At 60.7% G+C, this 21,721-nt stretch carries 19 protein-coding genes and 2 pseudogenes; 13 read left to right on the top strand and 8 right to left on the bottom strand.

The annotated features are described in order from the left end of the window. Positions 1–365 precede the first annotated feature (365 nt). The 4 genes and pseudogenes from EYS21_RS22550 to EYS21_RS22540 all read right to left on the bottom strand — a co-directional run. Positions 366–551: pseudogene (locus tag EYS21_RS22550) on the bottom strand (transposase); the annotation flags it as partial. 21 nt (positions 552–572) lie between these two features. Continuing rightward, positions 573–728 carry a hypothetical protein gene (locus EYS21_RS23510; RefSeq protein ID WP_165478385.1) on the bottom strand — a complete coding sequence of 52 codons (156 nt, stop codon included), beginning with the start codon at positions 726–728 and terminating at the stop codon, positions 573–575. Between the two features lie 596 nt (positions 729–1,324). Next, positions 1,325–1,804 (bottom strand): flavodoxin domain-containing protein, encoded by a 480-nt coding sequence (locus tag EYS21_RS22545; protein ID WP_131135473.1) that lies wholly within the window; start codon positions 1,802–1,804, stop codon positions 1,325–1,327. 18 nt (positions 1,805–1,822) lie between these two features. Then, positions 1,823–2,308, bottom strand: coding sequence for an HtaA domain-containing protein (locus tag EYS21_RS22540; protein WP_131135472.1), 486 nt, complete (start codon positions 2,306–2,308; stop codon positions 1,823–1,825). 481 nt (positions 2,309–2,789) lie between these two features. Here EYS21_RS22540 and EYS21_RS22535 point away from each other — a divergent pair, with 481 nt between their 5' ends. After that, positions 2,790–3,983 (top strand): FAD-dependent oxidoreductase, encoded by a 1,194-nt coding sequence (locus EYS21_RS22535; protein WP_131135471.1) that lies wholly within the window; start codon positions 2,790–2,792, stop codon positions 3,981–3,983. 944 nt (positions 3,984–4,927) lie between these two features. Here EYS21_RS22535 and EYS21_RS22530 read toward each other — a convergent pair. Further along, entirely contained in the window at positions 4,928–6,154 is a 1,227-nt protein-coding gene (locus EYS21_RS22530) for a cytochrome P450 (protein WP_131135470.1), read from the bottom strand. 366 nt (positions 6,155–6,520) lie between these two features. On the opposite strand from EYS21_RS22530, the gene EYS21_RS22525 reads away from it, so the two are divergent. Next, positions 6,521–6,919, top strand: a complete 399-nt coding sequence (locus EYS21_RS22525; RefSeq protein ID WP_131135469.1) for a nuclear transport factor 2 family protein — start codon at positions 6,521–6,523, stop codon at positions 6,917–6,919. Between the two features lie 1,272 nt (positions 6,920–8,191). Here the strand turns inward: EYS21_RS22525 and EYS21_RS22520 are convergent. Further along, positions 8,192–9,418 carry an acetyl-CoA C-acyltransferase gene (locus EYS21_RS22520; RefSeq protein WP_131135468.1) on the bottom strand — a complete coding sequence of 409 codons (1,227 nt, stop codon included), beginning with the start codon at positions 9,416–9,418 and terminating at the stop codon, positions 8,192–8,194. Between the two features lie 623 nt (positions 9,419–10,041). Here EYS21_RS22520 and EYS21_RS22515 point away from each other — a divergent pair. From EYS21_RS22515 to EYS21_RS22505, 3 genes are all read left to right on the top strand, one after another. Then, a complete protein-coding gene (locus EYS21_RS22515) occupies positions 10,042–11,592 on the top strand; it encodes a sugar ABC transporter ATP-binding protein (RefSeq protein WP_131135467.1) in 1,551 nt (516 codons plus the stop codon). Then, the gene (locus EYS21_RS22510) at positions 11,582–12,619 is read left to right on the top strand and encodes an ABC transporter permease (protein ID WP_131135466.1); all 1,038 of its coding nucleotides are present in this window, start codon (positions 11,582–11,584) and stop codon (positions 12,617–12,619) included. The genes EYS21_RS22515 and EYS21_RS22510 overlap by 11 nt, the downstream gene beginning before the upstream one ends. 546 nt (positions 12,620–13,165) lie before the next feature. Beyond that, positions 13,166–13,402, top strand: coding sequence for a hypothetical protein (locus EYS21_RS22505; RefSeq protein WP_165478384.1), 237 nt, complete (start codon positions 13,166–13,168; stop codon positions 13,400–13,402). 116 nt (positions 13,403–13,518) lie between these two features. Here the strand turns inward: EYS21_RS22505 and EYS21_RS22500 are convergent, their stop codons facing one another. Then, a complete protein-coding gene (locus tag EYS21_RS22500; protein WP_207307863.1) occupies positions 13,519–13,758 on the bottom strand; it encodes a hypothetical protein in 240 nt (79 codons plus the stop codon). Positions 13,759–14,187: 429 nt separating this feature from the next. On the opposite strand from EYS21_RS22500, the gene EYS21_RS22495 reads away from it, so the two are divergent. The 4 genes from EYS21_RS22495 to EYS21_RS23975 all read left to right on the top strand — a co-directional run bounded on the left by EYS21_RS22495 (position 14,188) and on the right by EYS21_RS23975 (position 17,319). After that, positions 14,188–15,072, top strand: a complete 885-nt coding sequence (locus tag EYS21_RS22495) for a hypothetical protein (protein WP_131135464.1) — start codon at positions 14,188–14,190, stop codon at positions 15,070–15,072. Between the two features lie 292 nt (positions 15,073–15,364). Continuing rightward, positions 15,365–16,762, top strand: coding sequence for a plasmid pRiA4b ORF-3 family protein (locus EYS21_RS22490; RefSeq protein WP_131135463.1), 1,398 nt, complete (start codon positions 15,365–15,367; stop codon positions 16,760–16,762). A 231-nt stretch (positions 16,763–16,993) separates the two neighbouring features. Continuing rightward, positions 16,994–17,155 carry a hypothetical protein gene (locus EYS21_RS23980; RefSeq protein WP_347559596.1) on the top strand — a complete coding sequence of 54 codons (162 nt, stop codon included), beginning with the start codon at positions 16,994–16,996 and terminating at the stop codon, positions 17,153–17,155. Beyond that, positions 17,152–17,319: a hypothetical protein gene (locus EYS21_RS23975; RefSeq protein WP_347559595.1), complete on the top strand. Its 168-nt coding sequence runs from the start codon at positions 17,152–17,154 to the stop codon at positions 17,317–17,319. The genes EYS21_RS23980 and EYS21_RS23975 overlap by 4 nt, the downstream gene beginning before the upstream one ends. Positions 17,320–17,480: 161 nt before the next feature. Here the strand turns inward: EYS21_RS23975 and EYS21_RS22480 are convergent, their stop codons facing one another. Next, the gene (locus EYS21_RS22480) at positions 17,481–17,783 is read right to left on the bottom strand and encodes a DUF4193 domain-containing protein (RefSeq protein ID WP_131135462.1); all 303 of its coding nucleotides are present in this window, start codon (positions 17,781–17,783) and stop codon (positions 17,481–17,483) included. Positions 17,784–18,270: 487 nt separating this feature from the next. On the opposite strand from EYS21_RS22480, the gene EYS21_RS22475 reads away from it, so the two are divergent. From EYS21_RS22475 to EYS21_RS22455, 4 genes and pseudogenes are all read left to right on the top strand, one after another. Next, positions 18,271–18,552 (top strand): DUF3892 domain-containing protein, encoded by a 282-nt coding sequence (locus EYS21_RS22475; protein WP_131135461.1) that lies wholly within the window; start codon positions 18,271–18,273, stop codon positions 18,550–18,552. Between the two features lie 98 nt (positions 18,553–18,650). Continuing rightward, on the top strand, positions 18,651–19,457 hold the full coding sequence (locus tag EYS21_RS22470) for an adenylate/guanylate cyclase domain-containing protein (RefSeq protein WP_131135460.1): 807 nt from the start codon (positions 18,651–18,653) through the stop codon (positions 19,455–19,457). A 724-nt stretch (positions 19,458–20,181) separates the two neighbouring features. Continuing rightward, positions 20,182–20,655, top strand: coding sequence for a hypothetical protein (locus tag EYS21_RS22460; protein ID WP_131135458.1), 474 nt, complete (start codon positions 20,182–20,184; stop codon positions 20,653–20,655). A 131-nt stretch (positions 20,656–20,786) separates the two neighbouring features. Then, a pseudogene (locus tag EYS21_RS22455) lies at positions 20,787–21,352 on the top strand (recombinase family protein). The last annotated feature ends 369 nt before the right edge of the window (positions 21,353–21,721 follow it).

Below are 21,721 nucleotides of genomic sequence, written 5' to 3'. Positions count from 1 at the left end.
GGCACGTAGGCCACGCCGTGCGGGCTTGTCTTTTGACTAGATGAGCATGAACCTTCATCCCGGTCCGGGTCGACTGGATTTAGTGTCGAGGGCAAACGTGCGGGAGGACCGCCGAATCCACCGCAATGCGACCGTTTTCCCTTCAGGATTCCGGTCTCTTCGACGACCTCGTCGATAGCCTCAATGATCCGATGTGGGGTTCTCGACCCGGCCAGGCGCCTGGGCCAATACGTCAGCGGCTCGGGTGAAACGCCGTGTTGGCCAGTCAAATGGCTCTGTTTTCGTCCATTGTGCCTTTGTCCCCGCGGCGCTGGCCCCAGAGGGGCTCTTCACTGTTCGTGGGGGAAATGATTCCCGGATGGGTGTCATGCCGCCGTCCGGACGGCATTTCTCATGAGAATAACCGATTTGTAGTTGCCGGGGTTACGACGGCCGCGCGCGGTGCGTTTGATCCCGGTGTTGTTGGCCTCGACCTTGCCGGTGGTGGCGCCGGTGACGATCAGAACTTCAATCTCTTTCCACCATCGGCACATGGTCCGGTAGTGCTTGTTCGTCTCCGGCGTGCGGCGGCCTCAAGCAAGGGCTTTGAGGTCTTCTTTCGCGGAGGCTGCGTCGGCGAGGGAGCTCGTGCGGAGTTGTTCCTTGACCTTCCAGAGTCCTTCGAGCTTGCCGGTCGGGTCGTCGGCGGCGAAGACCTCTGCCAGGCGGTGGGCTGTGTTCCCGGTCACGGCCTGCGGACCTGGCACGGCGAGGGACCTGGGTGGTGGATTCGAAGAACGAAAGCCGCGTGCAGGCCCGCTCCTCGCAGTACCAGCGGTACTTGCACCACGGGCCGCCACAGCCCCGGCGACAGGGATGTCCCGGATCCGCTGGAGACGCCGTTCCTTCCCCCGGGACGCCACGACACCGCAGGTCGGCCAGCACACTGGCGGACACGACACGGTAGTCGGGCAGGTTGAAGGATTCTGGTGGCAGCGTCAGGCGCCACCCCGATAGGCCCATTCAAGGCTCGTGGTCCTGTCCCTGGTTGAATGCTAAGACACGCTCATCCCAGCAGGACCACGGGCCCCTTTTTTAGCTACGACACGGACTCAATTCCACACCAACCACGAAGAGCCCTCAAAGGCTTGTATGACTGTCTTCTTCGGCTGCAGGGATGCCAGCGGGGGCATCCGGTACGGCGTTAGGATTATGCCGACGGGGCAGTTGGGCGGCGATGCGGGGAGGTCCCATCCGTGGTTGAATCGGAGCGCCAGCCATACTGGTCACAACCTCCATGGGAATTGGACGTTGGTAGCCCCTGCAGAATGACTGACAATGACCTTCAGGAGGGTACTTTTTCCATAATGAGACCCTCGATTATCCCGCCAGCCCATTCGACGGCGAACTCGTCGCCGATGCTCCAGTCGCTCGCGTCGTGGTGGCAGATCTCACCGAGGCGTTCTGCGCCCAACTCCGTGAGCATGCTATCGATGATTGCGCTGCCTTGCGCAAATGTCTTGAGGTAGGACTTGTCGCCTCGGCCTAAGACGGCGTATCGCAAGCCCGTCAGATCAGGCCGAGCGGATGTCAGGGCTTCGTGGAACGGCTGGGCGCCCATAGGGAGTTCGCCCTCCCCGTACGTTGAGCAAATGACAAAGAGGAAGGCCCCGTCAGTTAACGTTGAGACGTCCACGTCAGCCATACTTTCAACCCGCGCATGGAAACCCTGGGGGAGGGACTCCGCGATATCTTCTGCGGTGAGTTCGCCACCCCCCGATTCGGATCCAAAGATTATGCGAATGTCCTTAGTGGTCTGGGCCATCGTTAGTTCTTCTTTGCTCTAGGTGTGGGTATTTGGATTGTGCACGATTCGGATCGGATCAAGAGGCTCTCCCGCGGCGTATACGCCGCCGAAAACATGGATCCCAGAGGACGCCAAGGTCGCATCAAATGTAACTGATCCGTCGTCCTCGGCACTCTGGCGCTCGACGAGTTCGGCGAGAACCGTGGGGGTCACTGAAGACCCCGAGTATTCCCCTGTGATGAAACTCAGCAGTATCTGATCCCCTACGCGTTGAATCCACGGGTCCGCCAAAACAACGTTGAGTAAACCGCCATGCGCAATGAAATGGACGTCGCCCTCAAACCTCATACCCCCAGGCCCGGCCGCTGGTAGGAATCCGACCCCGGGTGCTGCTGGGAACAAGAATTCATTCTTAGCCGTCGCAGCAGCTCCGCCGCCAATAGAGGCTTGCGTGCCGTGCTGCATGGCGAGGTACCGCATGAAGCTCGCTTTGATGCCCCACAGACAAGCGATCGAATTCACATCGCCACCTTTCCACGGTTGACGGCCAGCGTCCACAAAGTGAGGACTGGCTATACCACCATTCAACCAACCAACCGTCCGGTAGTCAATAGATGACTTCGTGCCACTCTGGCCGCCAAGGAGCCGCGTAGATCTCCGCTCCCGAAATTTGAAAGAAGCGTTGCGCCGCGCAGGGCCTAAGACTCTGACGCGAGCCTACAGGATGCCAGACTCGCCGCCAAGCTAGTCGATGTTGACTTGGCGATATCGATGAGCGTTACAAACATACAGTTGTTTGATTGGTGTGGAGATGCTATCTTGCAAGCGTCAGAAACCACGGCTCATTGATGTTAATCGAACGGGCGAAACGACCTCATGTCACCCCACGCCGCTCATGTGCGTAGATAGGAGACCTAGTGTTTGGTGTTGAAGTCCATTCCCCTCCGGTTCAAGTCGGAGCGCTAGACAGTGTGATGTTCATCGTCGTCTTAGTAGGTAAGCCATGACCATTGTCATCGCCGGAGGGGCCCTCGCCGGTCTCCGAACGGCCGAGAATCTCCGCGCTGGAGGGTGGACCGACCGCATAGTGGTTGCTTCTGACGAGCAGGAGATGCCATATAACCGGCCGCCGCTCTCGAAGGAACTGCTCTGGGGAACGATGGAGCGTGACGACTTGGCGTTCGCGTTGAGCGACGGTGTGGCCGATGTCGAGTGGCTACTTGGATCCCCTGTAGTGAGGGCCGACCTCGATGCGCGCGTCCTCTCCCTCGGATCCGGTGCTGAGTTAGTCTTCCGCGGCCTCGTCGCCGCGACTGGAGTCTCATCGCGACGCCTGTCAGCGCCCGGCCCCGTGCAGGGACGCACCGTGCTCCGCACGCTCGAAGAGGCCACGGCCCTCCGGGCAGCACTGGTCCCGGGCGCACACATCGTCATCTTGGGAGCAGGCTTCATCGGGTGTGAGGTTGCGGCCACCGCCCGCAAACTCGGCTGTGAGGTAGACGTGGTCGCGATGGACCCCTGCGCGATGTTCGTCCCTTTGGGAGAATTGGTAGGCGCCGAAGTTCAGCGCCGGCACGAGGCGATGGGTATCCGCTTCCACATGGCGCGGACGGTTACCGCGACCGAGGGCAACGTGCGTGTGAACGGTGTGCAACTCAACGACGGAAAACGGCTGCCGGCCGACATTCTCCTTGAAACGATCGGATCCGTACCCAACGCTGGTTGGCTCGACGGAAACGGCCTCGATCTCACAAACGGAATTCTCTGCGATTCTCAACTGCGTGCAGGAGGCAGGCGGGGTGTCGTTGCCGTCGGCGATGCAGCGCGCTTCGCAAATCCGGTCTTCAACGCCCCTCCACTTCGCATCGAGCACTGGCAGACAGCCATCGACACCGCCGGGTTCGCGGCGCGAACACTTCTCTACGATCTTGGAGTCACCAAAGACACTCCACCGCCAGTCGCCCTTATGCCTTGGTTCTGGTCTGATCAAGGCGAAGTGCGGCTGACCTCATACGGAATGCCTGGGCTTGCTGACGAAATCGAGATTCTCGATGGTGAACTTTCCGGAGAATGCGCCGTGGCCTACCGACGAGATGGTTCAGCAGTAGGCGTTGTCCTGATCGGGATGAAGGAACGAGCAGCGCGTTTCAAGCGATGGCTGAGCGACGAGCGCAAGACGATCTCAACGTCGGCATAGCACCTTGCCCCAATGGCTACGAGCCCTTAACTATGTCCCGATCGGGGCGCGGCAGGGGAACCCTGAATCCTGAAGAGCAAACCTCGCAGGGCGGTGGAATCGACGGTTCTTGATGACGCGGTCAGGAGCTGCACCCGCTGGCAGACGACGACAGGCTCAGCAAGGCGATGCGCGCCGGCGCAAAGCTGGTCATCTTCGGGCGGGTTTCATCGGCTGCGAGGTCGCGGCAACGCTCGGCACGTCGGATCTGACGCCAATATTCGCGGCGTTCGCGAAATTCCGCGCCGTGACCGTCGTCTGTCTTCCGCGCGGAGGGAAATTGCCAAGGGGTCGTGGAGAACAACGACCACACAGCCGCGCAGCGCTGGTGGGGAACCTTCCCGACAAGCTCACCCCAGAGCAATCACCATCCACGGTCAAGGCGTTCGCGCGTCCGCAGAACGACCGGAGCCTGGGGCGAAATCCTCCGCGTCCCAGCGGCACCAACCTGCGATACCTGCCCCCGCGACATGGGGACGCTCCATAGACAAGACTGGGGAATTTCGCCGATAGCCAGAGGAAACCGAGTCCGGCTCTGGCCGCGCGGCAGAACGTATCGGCGGCCACGAAGGAGCTCAGATTCGCGCGAGTGACCTGCTCGCCTTAGGCTCACAAATCGGGATCCTTCGTAGCGAGGCACGTCAGCTAAACCCGGCAAGGGAGCTCCTGCGACTACCCGCCGAGGCGCGACCCAGGCCTAGCCGCTGATCGGCGTGCCCTGCAACGGAATCGGTTAGAGGGATCACGATCTTCAACCGGTATCGGCAAGCGATTGACGACTGGGTCCCATCAACAACTTCTGTGACGGGCATAGCAGTCTCGCGCACGACGATTAAGTGCACTCAGGTCGCAACCGCCCCGGACGCCCTATGGGGCGAAGCGGACGGCCGCGGCGCGGTCCAGTCCTACCAGGTGACGGGGAGCGTCGTCGTCGCGTAGATCAGGTCGCTCTCTAGCCAGGTGAGGTCATCGGCCGGCGCGGAGAGACGAAGGCCGGGGAAGCGCTCGAAGAGTCTGCTCACCAGGATGCTGACCTCGAGACGAGCCAGGTGCTGCCCCGGGCATTGGTGCATCCCGTACCCGAACGCGACGTGCGGAGTAGGCCTGCGTCGGAGGTCCAGCTCCGGGTGGTCGCCGACCAGATCCGGATCCCAGTTCGCGGCAAGCAACGACACCGATACACGTTCTCCGGCCTTGAGCGAGCGTTCGCCGATGACCAGATCCTCGGTGATATAGCGCCATTGCGCCGACGGCGCGGGCGAAAGGTAGCGGATAAGCTCATCAATGTTCGCCTCGGTAAGTCCGCCAGTCTCTTGCACGATAGCCCGCTGCTCGGCGTTGCGGAGCAACGTCAGGATGACGAGCGTGCTGAATCTCGACGTGGTGTCAAGTGAAGCCGTGATGATGCTGAACACCAGCCCGACGGACTCGGCATCGCTGAGGACGTCAGTGTGATCATGTACGAGCGCGCTCAGCAGATCGCCCCCCGGCATCTCTCGAGCGCGTGTCACCTTTTCAGCCGTGTACGCCTTCAGCTCTGTGATCGCGGTCTGCACCTGTTCGGCGCTGATCGTCTGATCGGACTGATGACGGGTCCACTGGTCGATCTGGCTGGCCTCTTCGTACGGGATGCCGAGCAAGTGCGAAATCATCAGTGCAGGTAGCTGGGAAGTGTACTCGGCGACGAGGTCGACCGGACGGCTCGTGGCTTCGAGTTTGTCGAGAAGGGTGTCAACGATGCGCTCGAGCTCGGGACGTAGCTCCTGGACACGCTTCGGGTTGAGATGCCGCACCAGCACGGACTTGGCTCGCCGATGCCCTTCGCCTTCGCCGACGAGGAGCATCCCTGGCATGGCCAATGACTCTTCCTCGGCATCGACCACAATACCCAGACGAGTACCAGACGCTCGCAGAACTTCTCTCGCCTCCGAGTACCGCGTAATCGCCTTAGCATCCTTCACTCCGGTACCGCCGACCATGGGGTCGAAGAACTGGAAGATCGGCCATTCGCCGCTCTCGCGTGCGTGAAGAAGATTCGCCGAGGGCGCGACTCGATCATGAGCGTCTCGCTCGATCGTCAGCCTCGGCGGGAACTGCACTTCCTGGCGAGGTGAGTCGGTCGAGTTGCTCATGGGGCGTCCTTTTCTGTGAGTTCCAATACGATCTGCCTGGCGAACGTGCTACCCACGTTTCACGGGTCTGTCCCCATTGTGCCACTTCAAGTGTATTCAACCAAGCGTACGGATTATTGTGAATTTTCATGCGCCCGGTTAACTACGAGTTGGACCTCGCTCGCAAGGCCGAAGCGGCCCCCAATTCTTACCCGATAGCCCCACGAAGTCCGATGGCCTGTCAACTTCGTTGAGCTGCACATCTTCAGCCGAGGGTGCAGCTTATAATCTGCCAAACACTTGTTTGTAATACTATACCCGAACACCATTTTCTTGCGATAGGTTCAGTCCGCAAGTAGTTATCAAGCATTCATTGAGAGGACGATCATGAATCCAGATCAGCAGAAGGCACTGATGCGCGAATTCATCGCGGCGCTCGACCGGAACGCGACTGACGAATTGGCGGCCATGGTCGCTCCGGATTTCCGGTTCGAGACGGTCAGTAGTGCATCAGGCGAGTCGCAGCCGCTGGACCGCGAGCAATTCCTCGAGGTGCTACCGGGTATTCTGGGCACGATGTTCCCCGATGGCTTTCATTATTCCTGCGGTGAAGCCCTCTCCGAGGGTGCCGGCGGTTCGATGCAGGGCACCTGCGACACGGTCACGGCCCAGGGTCGGCCTTACGTAAACCGGTACCACTGGTTCTTCGCGTTCGAAGGCGACAAAATTGTCAGGTTTCGCGAGTACCTCGACAGCTACGCGGTCTACGAGGCCTTCCGGCCGTGACCCCTTGACTGTCAGTGCGCGCCGACCTTGTCTGAGAGCCGCGCAACGGGAGACAGCACGGTGCGACGAGCGGCGAACCAGGAAGCAACGATCGGCGGGCGTGAAACCGAGTTCATGCCCAAGCTGACCCAGTTTACGGCACTCGCCCGCGTACATTTGGTTTAGGTTGCGGAGCGCGCCTGTCTCGATTACTACGAAATAGAGCGTCACACGCACAGCTGGCGCCCGTCCTAACGGGGTGCGCGTTGTTCATGGTGGCGAGTTCTTCGGCCACGGTTCCGCAAATCCGCGTGCCGCCGAGCGCAACCGGCGGCACGCGGATGAAAACGCAACGAAGCGGGCGCGCATTTGGATGTTGTCCCCGTCCTCGGTCGGACAGTCCAGTGACGCGTCGTGCGCGGCCGCCGATTCCGCATTTTGGATTACGACCCAACAGGTGGCAACAGCCGCATCTCAAGCCCTGTCGCGAACTACGCGAACGAACCGGAGTCCGTTCATGAGTCACACGACATCGAGCGTCTGGTGGAACCACGGCATGAGACTGATCTTGGCGGGAATGGCCCCTGGCGCCTTGTACGGAGGGCCGGGCTGCGCTGCTCGGTGCGAATCTCCCATTCGATGTGGATGACGGCACCATGAAGAACGTTTTGAAAAATGCCGCCACACGACACTGCGGAATGCCAACCGGAGACTCTTCCTGGAAGGCGGACTCGCTGGCGTGACGAGGACCCGATGCGGTCGAACGGCGGATCATCGCGCGGAGACTCAGCTCGCGCTCAACCAACCATCGTTAGTCTACGCCCGAGATTCCGTTAGGAGGGCGCCCGAGCTACGGACGTGACTCGGCAGCTGGCCTGGATTCCTGCGGCTGCCGAGTAATTCCGCGGAGTAGGATCGTTGGTGCCCTTGATCAGGAGTGGCTGGGCAATGCCAACATCCATACGGCCTCCGTCAAGGATCGAGCTGCCAACTAGCACCCGGCGTGGTGACGAACTTTAAGCCGTTCCTCGGTTTCCGATCCGCCACGCTGGAGTACCGATCCAAAAGTCAGTAGCGCTGGCCCGCTCCGGACGGCGCTCACGCATCTGTCCAGTCAGCTTCCAACGCAAAGGAGCCCTCGTAGCCGGTGATGATCAGAACCTCAAGATTCCCCTCAAACTCAGCCGAAAACGACGTGGAGCGCGTTTGGGCGGCACAACTTAGGACAGTTCAGCAGTGACGTGATGCGGTCTTTCCGTCCTCGATGTGGAGTAAAGCCAGGGCTCAGTGTCATTACACGCCTTCAAGCAGCATCGCGGTGCCTTGCCCGACTCCGATGCACATCGTCGCCAAACCGAGCTTGGGTCGGATGGTGGAGGCGAGTTCGCGCTCCATGCGGCCCAACAGGGTGATGACGATACGTGCGCCGCTGGAACCCAGCGGGTGCCCCAAAGAGATCGCGCCGCCGTCGTTGTTCACAACGTCCGGGCTAAGACCCAGGCGACGCATGCTCGCCAGCGACTGCGTGGCGAAAGCCTCGTTGAGCTCCACAGCACCGAGCCGGTCAACGCTGAGGCCGGACCGGGCGAGGACCTTCTGCGTTGCCGGCACCGGGCCGATGCCCATCATCTCCGGCTCGCACCCCGCCGAAGCACCATCGATGATGCGCGCACGGGCTGTCAGGCCGAATTTCTTGATGGCGGCCTCCGACGCGACGATGATCGCCGAGGCGCCGTCGTTGAGGGGGGAGGAGTTGCCCGCCGTGACCACGAAACCGCCGGGGACCACAGGGCGCAACTCTGCGAGCACGTCCATGGTGGTGCCTACGCGGGGGCCTTCATCCGTGTCCAAGAGGGTCTCAGACTTGCGGGTCTTGACTGTGACCGGAACGATCTCGTTCTTGAAACGGCCGCCTGCGATGGCCGCCAGGGCACGTTCATGCGAGCGGACGGAAAAAGCGTCAGCGTCCTCACGGGAAATTTTGTCGAAGCGGCCCACCTCCTCCGCCGTTTCCGGCATTGAGTAGGTCATCTTGCTACTGCGGGACAGCTCACCCTTGGTAAAGAGCGGGTTGGCGAAGCGCCAACCAACGGAAGTGTCGAAGATCTGGCCCGGCTTGGCGAATGCTGCGGTGGGTTTCGCTTGAACCCACGGGGCGCGACTCATGGACTCGACGCCGCCGGCCACCACGATGTCGGCAGCCCCGGACTTGATCATCTGGCTTGCCAGGATGATGGCGCTCAGGCCGGAGGCACAGAGCCTGTTGACCGTGATTCCCGGGATATGGAGGGGAAGTCCGGCCAGGATGGTGGCCATGCGGGCTACGTTCCGGTTTTCCTCGCCAGCGCCGTTGGCGTTGCCAAGTATGACTTCGTCAATGGAGTCAGGATCGACTCCGGCACGCGCCACGGCCTCGCGGACCACTAACGCTGCCAGGTCGTCCGGGCGGACAGAGGACAATGAGCCACCGTAGCGACCCACGGGCGTGCGTGCGCCGCCAACAAGAAAAGCCTCGACCATGAAAACATCCTTCGCGAAGTTAGCGGGGACGGCCGAGAATAATTACCGACCGTTCGTTCTACAAAGAGAACCTGGATGCCAACTGCGGTCAACTGCAGTTGGCGTCCCAATCGCCTCGGCCAAGCAACTTGGATGATCTGGTCGCAACCTTCATGCCGGCTCCTCCTGATGACCTTCGCCAGGAGTCGCCCCTTACGGTTGTTCTTCTATCGCGCGACGTTGTGCCCCTACGATACTATTCCACCAATCGACCGATTGTCTACGAATCCAGACCGCGCGAAACAAGGAGTCCGCTGGGCGTGAACTGGCGGGCCCTCCGTGTTGCGTGCGAAATGTACGTGGATTCAAGAATGCGGGTCCGCAGATGCCGCAATTCTGGGCCATATGATGAGAAGTTGCTCGAATAAGCAACCTTACGGTTGTTTGATTAGCTCTTCGATGATAGCCTGCAAACAGCTTGGTAGGACACCACAGCAAAGGAGCTGAAATGTCACTCGACTTTTTTATTCAGGAAAGCAACGCCTCCAGGCGGTTGCGCCATCCATCGCAATGGACGGCCTTTCGCCGGTCACCGTTTGCACTCTGGTGCACCGAACAGCCGGCTAGTTGAGGAGGGTGCGGTGATGGTGGACGAGGCACTCCTGTCCGTGCGCGGTATATCCAAGATGTACCCCGGCACCCTCGCGCTCGACGGGGTGGATCTGGATATACGCGGGGGAGAGATTCACGCCCTAGTCGGGGGCAACGGATGCGGCAAGTCGACGCTGATCAAGATTCTCAGCGGCGTTGTCGAGGCTGATGCAGGTGAAATGCACATTGCCGGCCACACTGTAGAAGCGGCCCGTATCCACCCCCGGCGAGCTTATGACCTCGGCATTAGAGTCGTCCACCAAGACCTCGCCGTGTTTCCAGACCTCAGCGTCGCAGAAAATCTACGACTCGGTACAGACTACCCGGCCACTGGGTTTGGTCAGGTTCGTTGGCACGAACTGCGTCGGGGGGCTCGCGACGCCATCCAGAAGCTGGACATTGCTGCTCGTCCTCATGATCTCATTCGTGACCTTCCAGTCGCTGTCCGCGCACAGATCGCAGCGGCACGAGCGATGCGGGGAATGGATGGTCGCAATGGAATCATTATCCTAGACGAACCCACTGCTTCACTGCCCAGGCATGAAGTGCACGTGCTTTTTAGGGCGGTGAGGCGCATGGCCTCAGAGGGTCACGCGGTCCTGTTCGTAAGCCACCGACTCGACGAGGTCCTGGAACTTACGCAGCGGGTCACTGTAATGCGGGATGGGCGGGTCGTGAGCGAACATTCGACTGCCAGCCTGACCGAGCAGGACCTCATCGGGTCTATTCTCGGTGAGCGGTCGATACCGGAACGCGCTGAACGGGTCGTGGTCGGAGGCCGTTCGACGGAGCGCGATCTCCGGCCCCCGGTTCTGAAAATTTCGGATCTCAATGCCGGACCGTTGCGGCACGTCAATCTTGAACTGCGCGCGGGGGAGGTCGTGGGGGTGGCCGGCTTGCTCGGGTCCGGCCGGACGGAGCTATTACGTGCCCTTTACGGAGACCTGCGGAAGTCATCAGGGCGAGTCGAGCTGAACGGGCGGCGTGTCGCTTTCCGCGACCCGGGTCAGGCGATTGCAGCCGGCGTGATCATGGTCCCCGAGGATCGCGTTAACGCCGGTATCTTTCCGGACCTCACCGTCGACGAAAACATGTCAATAAGCGTCCTACGTAAATATTGGCGTGGAGGCTGGTTCCGCCGAGCCGCAATCCAACGTGACGCCGGCGTCCTTCGGAAGAGGTTCAGGGTGAAGACGCCATCCGGAGATGTTGCCATCAGGTCCCTGTCCGGAGGGAATCAACAGAAGGTTGTGATGGGTCGGTGGCTGCGCCTCGACCCAGCTCTGCTGCTTCTTGACGAGCCAACACAGGGAGTCGACGTAGGAGCGAGGGCAGACATCTACGCCGCCGTCCGGGAGGCAACGCACGGGGGAAGCGCAGCACTGATAGTCACATCCGACCTCGAAGAACTCGCGCAGGTCGTCGATCGAGCGGTTGTGCTTCATGAGGGGCGGATTGTCGCCGAGGTGCCCGCGTCTGAGCTCAGCGCTCAGGGCCTCAACGAATTGATTTACCAACGGGGAGAGGAATCGCATGTTGTCTGAACTGGTCGAGGCAAAAAACGATCGTGAAGCGCCGAGCCGGGCGCGATGGAGTTCCGTCAACTTCGCTGAAAAATACGGGCTGGGCGGACTGCTCGTTCTGATGATACTTGTGTTCGGGTTGTTCGCGCCGACGTCGAGGTTATTCTTCTCACCGCCCAATATTCAGAACATTCTCGCGAACCAGTCGGTGACAGGTCTCATCGCTTTGGCAATGGTAATCACACTCGTGGCCGGATACTTCGACATTTCAGTTGCCGCCATCGCGGGTATTTCCAGTGTGACGATGGCTTCGCTTCTGGCGACGGATCAGGTGCCGATAGGGATTGCGATGCTTGTGGCCGTACTCCTTGCCCTGGTTGCTGGCATTGTCAACGCCACACTCATCACGACTTTGGACCTCGATCCGTTCATCGTGACACTGGGGACCTACGTCTTGATCAACGGTATTCTTCTCGCGTACACGGGAGGAAGGGTCGTTCAAGGAGTCCCCGCATCGATCGGCAACTGGGGTGCTGGACAGTGGCTCGGAATCGCACGCCCCTTCTGGCTGCTGGTACTTGCCGCGGCGATCGTCTGGTATTTGCTGAACCAGACCCCGTTCGGCCGCAAGCTTGCTGCCATCGGCTCCAATCGAAGTGCCGCCGGGCTCGCGGGTATCGGGGTCAAGCGGCACGTCTTCATCGCCTATATGCTCGGTGCACTGGTGGCAGGCGTAGCCGGGGTTTTATTGACTGTGAGATCGGGTTCGGCCGATGCCGCTTCGGCGCCCAGCTTTCTGTTCCCTGCCCTCGCTGCCGTATTCCTCGGCCAGACCACAACCAAGTCCGGATATCCGAACGTCGTCGGGGCGATGATCGGCGTCTTCTTTGTCGCCATCGCAGTCAACGGCTTCACTCTCCTAGGAGCCCAGAACTGGATCACGCAGGTATTCAATGGCGGCGTTCTTGTACTCGCAGTGGCGTTCTCGAAAGTCATGGTGAGGGTACGAGACCGAAACGCAAAGAAGAGGAACGGAATGGCCACTTGACTTCCGTCGGGCAAGGCCATGAAGAGACTTGCACCGCTGCAGAATTATCATCTTTCAACGGTGGGTCAGGACGGGACATCCGACAGATTACTACGATGAGATTGGAAACAAAATGCGATGCACACGAGCTCGAATCGAGATGGTTTGCTCCCTCGCCGGAGTGGAACTGGTTCGGGAAACCCCCTCCGCATTCCCGGCTGAGGTCTACCCGCGGCAGTTGGTTGTCTCTCCTTGGGTGGGAATGCACTACGCAGATGAATACTCAGGGCGCGGTCCAAACGACGCCAGGGTGCCTCCACGGCTCAACTCCGTGCACGGCCGGTATGTATGAGACACACGACCAGTCCGGAAATACACCAGGAAAACCGGGCGGCGGCACCTTCAACAGCAGCTAGGCCGGGATGCCGCAACCCAACCCGAGTAAAAGGGGACCGGAAGCCCTTCCCTTCGTCGCTCGGTTCCTACCCGGATCCTCAAGCCAGATGCAGGAAGGCTTGCTGGCAGCTAATCCGGCGGACCTAAGCTGTGCCTCTCAAGGAAGGCGAAATGGTCCACGACCATGTATCCCTAGACCCCTATTCCCAGTTCGTCTCGGTAGCCCAGCGCAAGGACCTGGAAGTCGCGCTGGAAGCCGCCGTCGAACAGGCAATTGCCACCGCGATGATCCTCCCCATCTGGGGCATTCTTGTCACTCGACATGACCACGGCTCATTCACGGTGACACTGACTGATTCCGTTCCGTTCGGCACTACGGTCGAGCTGGACCTTAGGGATGCACCTTGAGCTGCGCCTAACAAGTACTTGGACGGCCATTCGGTCGTGTGCCTGGGCGTGTTCCATTCAAAGCAGATCTGGTTTGGAATATCGCCGAAAGTGCGTTCGCAGAACTCACCCCAGCCTTAGCCAGGATGCGTCAGGAAGGCGCAGAACATCGCCACGGCATTGCTGCAAGAGCGCAGCGTCTTCAGGCTGATCGGCTTCTCACCGGAACGCAGTCCGGCCAGGAAATCATCGACGTCTGCCGGACGCCATCGCCACGGAAATTCACCTGTGAATTCCTGGAACCGTTCCCGCAGCTGGCAGCGCTGCTTGATGGTCTGCGTCGTGAGTCTACAGGCCAGCATCTGCGCACCACTCACTGCACCCTAAACCCTGGAAACATGCATTAGATGCAGGAAACCTCTAGCGTTCAGACGTAGCGGATCAAATCCAGATGGCGCGCCCTTGACCATGAAGGAATGCAAAACTGCTTCTGACCTGCGGAAACGCCTAATGCTCCAGGAGACGGGAGTTCTCGCATTCACTTCTACTCCCGTGCTTTGAGCGCCGATAATGGATATTATGTAAAGCTGACAGTATGACAGGACAACCCGTCTGGCATTTTCAGTCTACTTCTTCTTCGTTTCCACTGCCAAGTTCCGGGTGATTTTGGCCGCAATGCCTGATCCGGCTGACCACGCAACTGCACCCGCCAGGGCCGGCGTCCCAACACGGGTGGCTCCCGCTGGCGGGACGAAAAGCGCCGGGCCGCCTCCCTTGATGCAGGTTCCTAATAGTACTATTAGGAAATGATGTCGAAATCAAGCACTCCGGAAGAGGATGGGAAGCGTCAGCTTCAGTACCGGCAGAAGACCAGCTTCTACCAGGAGCGGGTGGCTGCGGACCGCATGAGAGCGGCGTTCCTTAACACGCAGTCGGTCACCGGCTTCAGCTCGTTGAGCGAATTCATCAACGCCGCCGTCGACGAGAAAGTCGCCGGCCTGGAGCAGGATCATCACGGCGGACGGCCGTGGTCACCGCTCGGCGCGGGGGAAATTCCGCAGGGCAAGCCTGCTAGATTGCAGTCAAAGCTCAGCATGACAGCGGACCGCCGGGAAGCAATGCGGGCGCGGCGCCGTCTGGCGCTGAGGGGCCTCATTGAGAGCATTCTGCCCGAGATTGAGTCCGGGCAGCCGGCCGACAGCGGGGAGGTGCGCACGTTCTACCGCGAGGACGGACAGGAGGCGCTGATCGAAACCTACGGTCCCAGGGAGGGGGTCCCCATTTTTCGCCGCTACGACGCTGAGACCTCGTTTGGGGAGGTGTGGATTCACACCAGCAGCGGATATCGCTGGGACGACGGAGACAGGCTGTTGGCCAAAGAGCCCACGATACGGATCGGGCACCTGCCCGATGGCGGTGGCCACACCGCTGAAACGCCCGCGCCTGACCTCACCGGGACCGTGGAGAACACCCTCCGGGAACTGGAACAGCAGTTCGCCCAACGGCAGGTGGAGATCAAGGTGTTCTACAGCCCGGATGGTTTGCAGGCACTGGTGGAGTCATTCAACTACGGCACCGAGATCTCGGCTTTCATCCACTACGCCTACGACCCCGGCACCGGCCACATCGACGCGCGTAACAGCACCGGGCACAGCTGGAAGGGCTGGCGAACCGCCCCGCTCGAGGCATAGCCGAATCCAAGGCCGCAGCCACAGAGCCTGGACGCCCCGGCCCTGTGGCTGCGAAGCGCATCGGCGCCCGGATCAGCTGGCAACCGAGGCCTGTGATTGAGGACTCATGGCCCCTTCTGCTCGTGCTGTCTGACTGGCATACGCTGGTATCACCGGGCCGGGAGCAGGCCCGGACAGCACGCCAAACAAACCGGCAACACCTTGCCCATCTACGCCTCTTACGGGCGAGAGCACAGCGGACGCGGCCCGGGCAGAGGCCTCGCCCACACACTGGGACTGGCAGGATGGTGCTGTGACGGTACGCGCTGCAGATGAAGGTCCCGGGTCGATGTTGCTGCGGCTAAAGGTATCGATCGTGGGCAGCGAGCCGGCCATCTGGCGGCTCCTCGAGGTCGACCCTTCCCTGACCTTGGACACGGTCCACGAGGTCCTGCAAGCGGCCGTGGGCTGGCGGGATTATCACCTGCATTCCTTCACGGACACCGACCCCCATGTCCGTCTCCGCGCCGTCAACGGAATCGTGCGCGAGCCCCGGCGCTGGGTCCCTCTGGACCTGCTGGCAGACTCTGACGACGACCTGCCCGAGACGGACTGGACCCTGGGCCAGATCCTCACCCCGGAATCCGGTCCCCTCTTCTATGAATATGACTTCGGCGACGGCTGGATCCACCGCCTCGAATTCACCGGAACCCTCCCCACGCCGGCCAACGCCCCAAGGGCGCGGCTCCTTGCCGGCGCCAGGCGGGCCCCGCTGGAAGATTCCGGTGGCATCGATGGCTATCACGACCTGCTCGACGCCCTCGCGGAACCCGGCCACGAAGACCACAAGAACCTCCAGGCCTGGGTCGCCTGGACAGCCGGGCCATGGCAGGAATTCGACCCTGAACAGCTGGATATCAAGGCCGTTAACAACGAACTGGCACTGATGTTCCCCGCTCCCTCTGCCAACGGCCACGACCCCGGAAGCGAGTCACTGACCGACGAACTCACGAACCGGATGCCTCCCGGACTACGACGCGAATTCCGTTCATACCTCCGCGCCGCCGACCTTGACGGCCCCGCAACGGTCGAAGCAGACGTCGCCAAGGCGATGACCACCCCGTATCTCTGGCTCATCCGCCGCATTGGGCCTGAGGGCATGTCCCTCACCACTGCCGGCTGGCTGCCGCCGGCCGTGGTCCGGGAGGCGATGACGGAGCTCGGCTGGGCCAAGGACTGGATCGGCAAAGCCAACCGTGAAGACCAGACCCTGCCCGTTCTCCAGCTACGCGAAAGTGCTCAGCGGCTCGGACTGATCCGCAAAATCAAAGGCAGGCTCGTCCTCACTTCCGCCGCCCGGCGGCTGCTCGATGATCCCCCGGGCCTGTGGCTTTTCCTGGCACGAGCCGTTGCCCATCGGCATCGTCATGACTCCGCGCGGGACGCGGCGCTGTTACTCCTGCTTGAGGTCGCCGCAGGCACGCGCACCGGCTGGACCGACTACCTTGAAGCCGTCTCCTTCGGCCTCGGCGCACTCGGCTGGAGCACGCGAACCGGAGCCGAACTGGAAACGAGCACCGTCCAGGCACTGCTCGCCGACCCACGGGAAGCCCTGCTGAACCTGGGCATCTTCGAGGACCGCTTCGGGCTCGAAGCAACCACCGTCAAGGCGCCAGGACAAGCCTTCGCCCGTGCCGCACTTCATGCGTAAACCACTCACCGCGGGCAAATCCCGGCCCCGCATCACCGAAATAGGCCGGCTCACCGGCAATGGCCGGGAAGCGGTCACCGGCCGGGCGTTTCTGGGAGCCAGGCCGGTCCTGCCCGTCGCGGATCCCGGAGAAGACAACACCCGCAGATGTGTTGCATGGATCACATTTGGTCTATGGTTGTCCGGGGCGCCACAGCGTCGTGGCCCCCGACATAGAGCGGAGAAATTTTCGTGACAGACAAGCTGCGGGTGCTGGTCCGGGTTGACCTCGACTGCGCAAAGGCCCAAGTTGCCGCCCAGGGCCATGTGACCTCCAAAAGCGTGCACGGCCTCTACGACGTCATGAAGCGCGCCAACTCACTCACCACGGACATGACCTGGAGCTTGATGTGACTCGCGCCCGCATCGAGCCTGACGCGCTGGAAGAACTCCGGGCCTGCTCGAGATCCCACCGTCTGCCTGCCCGCGTCGATCCGCTCCAGTCCGACTACAGACTGAACATCCTCGCCCCTGACAACCCGGCACCCCTGGCAGCAATGGCTACACAGGCAGCCTGACCCTCAACAGCAATCTGCCCATCAGGTAGAACATCCACCCTCGAACCGCCGAAGCCACATCCGAGCCCCCAAGCTTTCTGGGGACTATCCAACACCGCCGGCAGAGGATGCCTCACGCTGGCCGCAGGCCGTCGAATACTGCGCCCCTGACTAAAGAGGCCCTAGCCCTCGCACTCGATGCAGTACGAGTGGCCATTGCTTTCGCGGGCGAGTTGGGACCGGTGCCGGACGAGGAAACAGGAATAACAGGTGAACTCGTCCGCCGCCTGGGGTACGACCTGAACGATGAGCTCCTCGGCGACGATCTCTCCCCCAGGAGTGAGCCCCTCATCGAGTGCATCCGCTTCGTCCAGCTCCGTGACGACACTGCGGGCATCCGGAGCATTCGCAGACTGCAAAGCCTCCAGGGAACGGTCCTGCGATTCCTTGACGTCTGAACGGACTTCGTCGTAATCGGTTGCCACGTTTGCTGCGATGTTTCTTTCTGACGAGACTGCAACGTACACCGATAAGCCGTTGTTCCGATGTCAAAGGACCGGAATACGACGGGGCCACGCCACGCGGCCCCGCGTCAGCGCATTCCCTCGCCGCCCAACGCCAGGGCACTCGACCGTCCACCGAAACGCACACCACTCCCCCACGCGGACGCCGGCCACCGATAGCGGACGTTACGTAAAGTAAGTAGGCTGATAGTTGCACACGAAGCCTATTTCAGTTTAGCCCGCGCCCTCCCTGATCGTCATCTTCAGGCAAGAGCGTCGAAGGTGGCACAGCCTGCCCCGGATCCGTTCCTTGGGTCCGGTAGCCCGTCAGGAGTCATGGCATTCCCAGCCGCTCCATTCTTTCGGCCCTCTTGATCGGATCTTGAGTTGCAATTGATAAACGTTTGCAATAGTGGGAGTTGGTAATCGGACACCTAATGTCCACCTCAACCTCCACGATAGGAAATCCTTGCCAATCAGAATCACTCACATACGCCTTGCGGGTACTGCAGCCAGCCACGAGAACATTACCGACCTCAAATGGATCGATGAAAGCGACTCAAACACGGGCACCAACAGCAAGGCATCTCTAGTGGAGTGGATCGACGGCCAGGGTGGCCATGCCTATGTTGGTCCGCGCAATAGCAAGGTCACAGTGGGAGTAGTCAAGCCGGCTGGACTCCGTCCCTACCTCCGGACATATGCCGACCAAACGTGGAACAACAACCTCCTCGCCCTTCCCCGCTTCTAAGCGGGGAAGCCGAGCCCAGCTCGGTGCCTAACGCAGGCTGTCGGGCCTTGGAAGTACCTTTCACGTAGCGATGCTTCGCCCCCAACACCGGAGACAACATGAGCGACTACACAGCAAGTATGTTCGGTAACACCGTGATGACGGATTTCTCGGTACGCCGCTCCAGCGGTGGGGTGGTAAAAGAGTCGCTCCGCGCTTCCGCAGCTCTTGAAACCAAAGCCCTCGGCCATCCCACTTTTGAAAACCTCCGCGTAGGCGAACGCCTCACCGCGCCCATGGTTGTGGCGTTCATCGATCTGACTGACTTCACTGGACGCAGTTTTTGGGACGATGAGACGGAAGTCGCAGACCTCGCCCATGCCATACTCACCGGATTCATTGAGACTGTCAGCGCCTTCGGAGGCTTTCCGTTAGGACTCCGTGGCGACGGCCTCTTCGCTGGATTTGGTCCAGGATTCGCTCCGATAGACAGCGCCATGGCGTTGAGCGCCTGTGCATTTGCTCTCGATGCCGTCCAGAGAGAGGTGAATCCTCGACTTGCTTCTCTGGGGATCACTCCCGTGCAGGCCCGTGCCGGCCTGGACTACGGGAGGATAACGTTTGTCCGGAGCGGGAACAACGAGCAAAGTGAAGTCAACCCCCTTGGTTTCGCCGCTAACTTCGCGGCAAAGTGCGAGAAGCAGGCTAATTCATGGGAGATCGTGATTGGGCAAGGCATAGCTGAGCAGGTTCCCGACGCCACGACGTTCAGCAGGCATGAAAAATCTCCGAAGACCTACCAGCGGGATGGATTGGTTAAGACGTACAACTTCTACCAATATCACTGGCGCAGGACCCTAAAATTCATCCCCGGCACCGTCCAACAGATTAATGGAAAATCCAGTGCCAGCATCAGCATCGACTAAACGAGGAGTACTGCCATGACCATCGCTGCCCTGCTCCGACACCACGGCATCAACGTGTCCAGATGGGTAACCGTGGACGGCCAAATCATCTTCGACGACGTCACAACTTCTTCCTCGACGTCCATTCACCCGACATACGGCGCCGTGACTCCCGTCAGCAACCACACCTTCCACGGAGGTGAGGACGAACCGACTGATAACGCCAGCGATTCCCATTGGTGGGAAAACGAGGATCAACTCACTCGTCATCGATCGGCGATGGAGAGCGCGTTTCCTACCTGGTCGTATGTTCCGGCGTCCGACGATGGGGGTCCTTCCTGGGTGGGTCCCTTGGATACAGGGCGCGGCAAGTTTTGGGTCGCCATCTGGACCCGCCATGATCAGGGTCTCCCCCGGGTGGCTGTCCTAGGCCCGAGACTTGGCGTCAACGCAGGCAGGCGCTGGATCCCAGCTCCGCACCTGTACTTGAACGGCAGCCTATGCGTTGCGTCGACCGACGACTGGAATCCGGCCGAACATACGGTCGCTACAGCCGTGTCATGGGCTGCCCATTGGCTTGCTGCCTACACGGAATGGCGGATGACCCGAAGCTGGCCCGTCGAAGGGACACAGAGCCTTGCGGCTTAGAAGGGAGCCGAACCCCACTCCTCCCGGCACGCGGCCGGAGAAGGGTGTCGAACATAAACCGGCTGACGGGAAACCTGCCGACGGTGGCTTCCAGGCCATGGATCAACTCGCGAATTGGGTTCGCTTTGCTGACACAAAGGCAACCATCCTGACAGCCGGCCTGGGCGTCGTCCTAACAATGCTGATCAACAATTCTCGGGTCATCGCCCAAGCCATGGGCGAAAGTTACATCGCAGCCTCCATCGTGAGCTGCCTTGCCACAGGAACTGTCGTCGCAGTTATATGGACACTGTTCTGGCTTGTCAGAGCCATCGGACCGCAGAACAGGGTGTATTACGCACGCCTGAATCGCTTCGCGTGGCCTTCGCTCGTTCAGGCAACAACAGAGCAGTTAGTGGAACACACCAACCAGATAGAAGTTCGAATGGACGCCTGGCAGCAAGTCCTCGATCTGTCGCGCCTCGCTGAGCGCAAGTTCAGTGCTTGCGGTAAGGCTGTAAATGGGTTTGCCGCGCTGGTACTACTTGGCATGGGATGCGTCGGCGCATCCATTCTCTTCACCACTGCCTAACAAGTGAGCATTTTCTGGGAGTCCGTTACTGAGGCAGGCCGCCCGCCACTCCCGCAAGAGTCATTGCGTATTGACTGTTGTCCGATAAGAGCCTAAAACTCAGATTGACAGGATGAGGGTTGGAGGCGCAGGTGGCTGGACAGCGGATCGGGTACGTGCGCGTAAGCACGCTGGACCAGAACGAGAAACGCCAGCTCGAAGGTCAGGTTCTGGACCGGGTTTTCACGGACAAGGCCTCCGGCAGAGACACCGCCCGGCCGGAGCTCACCGAACTCCTGCGGTTCGCCCGAGACGGGGACACCGTGGTCGTGCACAGCATGGACCGGCTCGCCCGTAACCTCGATGACCTGCGCGCCCTCGTCCAGAGCCTCACCCACAAGGGCGTGCGGGTGGAATTCGTCAAAGAGAGCCTGGTCTTCACCGGCGAGGACTCCCCCATGGCCAACCTCATGCTCTCCGTCATGGGAGCCTTCGCCGAATTCGAACGCTCCCTCATCAGGGAACGCCAGAGAGAAGGCATCGCCCTGGCCAAACAGCGCGGCGCCTACAAAGGACGGAAAAGACCCTCACACCGGAACGGGCAGCCGAGCTCGTCCAGCGCGCCGGCACTGGTGTTCCCAAAGCGCTCCTTGCCCGTGACTACGGGATCAGCAGGGAGACCGTCTACCAGTACCTGCGCCACGCCAAGCTGGAATGAGCGCTGCCCCTCCGGGGCGGTCGTTACGCCATATCTGGACGCCGCCGTAGCTTGACGGAATATCCATTATCGGCGTTCAAGATAGGCGGGGGAGAGTCTGTAGAATGGGCTATCTCCAGGGTCCGTTTCGTGGCTGGCGACTTCTCCCCGAATTCTGTATTCATACCTTATCGTTTAGCGCCCGGTTAACGGCGGGGATGTCAAGGAAGGCGGGGTCAAAAGGCGCACCGGAGCCGGTTTGTCGGCTCTTCGTGGTTCGTGGGGAATTGATCTCGTGTCGTAGATGACAGAAGGGCCCGTGGCCCTGCTGGGATGAGTGTGTCTAGCATTCAACCAGGAACAGGACCACGAGCCTTGACTGAGCCTACC

It is taken from the genome of Arthrobacter sp. S39, assembly GCF_004320525.1.
In the GTDB taxonomy this organism is placed as follows: Bacteria; Actinomycetota; Actinomycetes; order Actinomycetales; family Micrococcaceae; genus Arthrobacter.
This window is presented reverse-complemented; position numbering and strand designations above follow the sequence as displayed.

What these genes read in the sequence shown, in the direction of transcription:
- EYS21_RS22545 (WP_131135473.1), bottom strand. Translation starts at nt 1,804, where the DNA reads ATGGCCCAGACCACTAAGGACATTCGCATAATCTTTGGATCCGAATCG.
- EYS21_RS22535 (WP_131135471.1), top strand. Translation starts at nt 2,790, where the DNA reads ATGACCATTGTCATCGCCGGAGGGGCCCTCGCCGGTCTCCGAACGGCC.
- EYS21_RS22530 (WP_131135470.1), bottom strand. Translation starts at nt 6,154, where the DNA reads ATGAGCAACTCGACCGACTCACCTCGCCAGGAAGTGCAGTTCCCGCCG.
- EYS21_RS22525 (WP_131135469.1), top strand. Translation starts at nt 6,521, where the DNA reads ATGAATCCAGATCAGCAGAAGGCACTGATGCGCGAATTCATCGCGGCG.
- EYS21_RS22520 (WP_131135468.1), bottom strand. Translation starts at nt 9,418, where the DNA reads ATGGTCGAGGCTTTTCTTGTTGGCGGCGCACGCACGCCCGTGGGTCGC.
- EYS21_RS22515 (WP_131135467.1), top strand. Translation starts at nt 10,042, where the DNA reads ATGGTGGACGAGGCACTCCTGTCCGTGCGCGGTATATCCAAGATGTAC.
- EYS21_RS22510 (WP_131135466.1), top strand. Translation starts at nt 11,582, where the DNA reads ATGTTGTCTGAACTGGTCGAGGCAAAAAACGATCGTGAAGCGCCGAGC.
- EYS21_RS22505 (WP_165478384.1), top strand. Translation starts at nt 13,166, where the DNA reads ATGGTCCACGACCATGTATCCCTAGACCCCTATTCCCAGTTCGTCTCG.
- EYS21_RS22495 (WP_131135464.1), top strand. Translation starts at nt 14,188, where the DNA reads ATGATGTCGAAATCAAGCACTCCGGAAGAGGATGGGAAGCGTCAGCTT.
- EYS21_RS22470 (WP_131135460.1), top strand. Translation starts at nt 18,651, where the DNA reads ATGAGCGACTACACAGCAAGTATGTTCGGTAACACCGTGATGACGGAT.
- EYS21_RS22460 (WP_131135458.1), top strand. Translation starts at nt 20,182, where the DNA reads ATGGATCAACTCGCGAATTGGGTTCGCTTTGCTGACACAAAGGCAACC.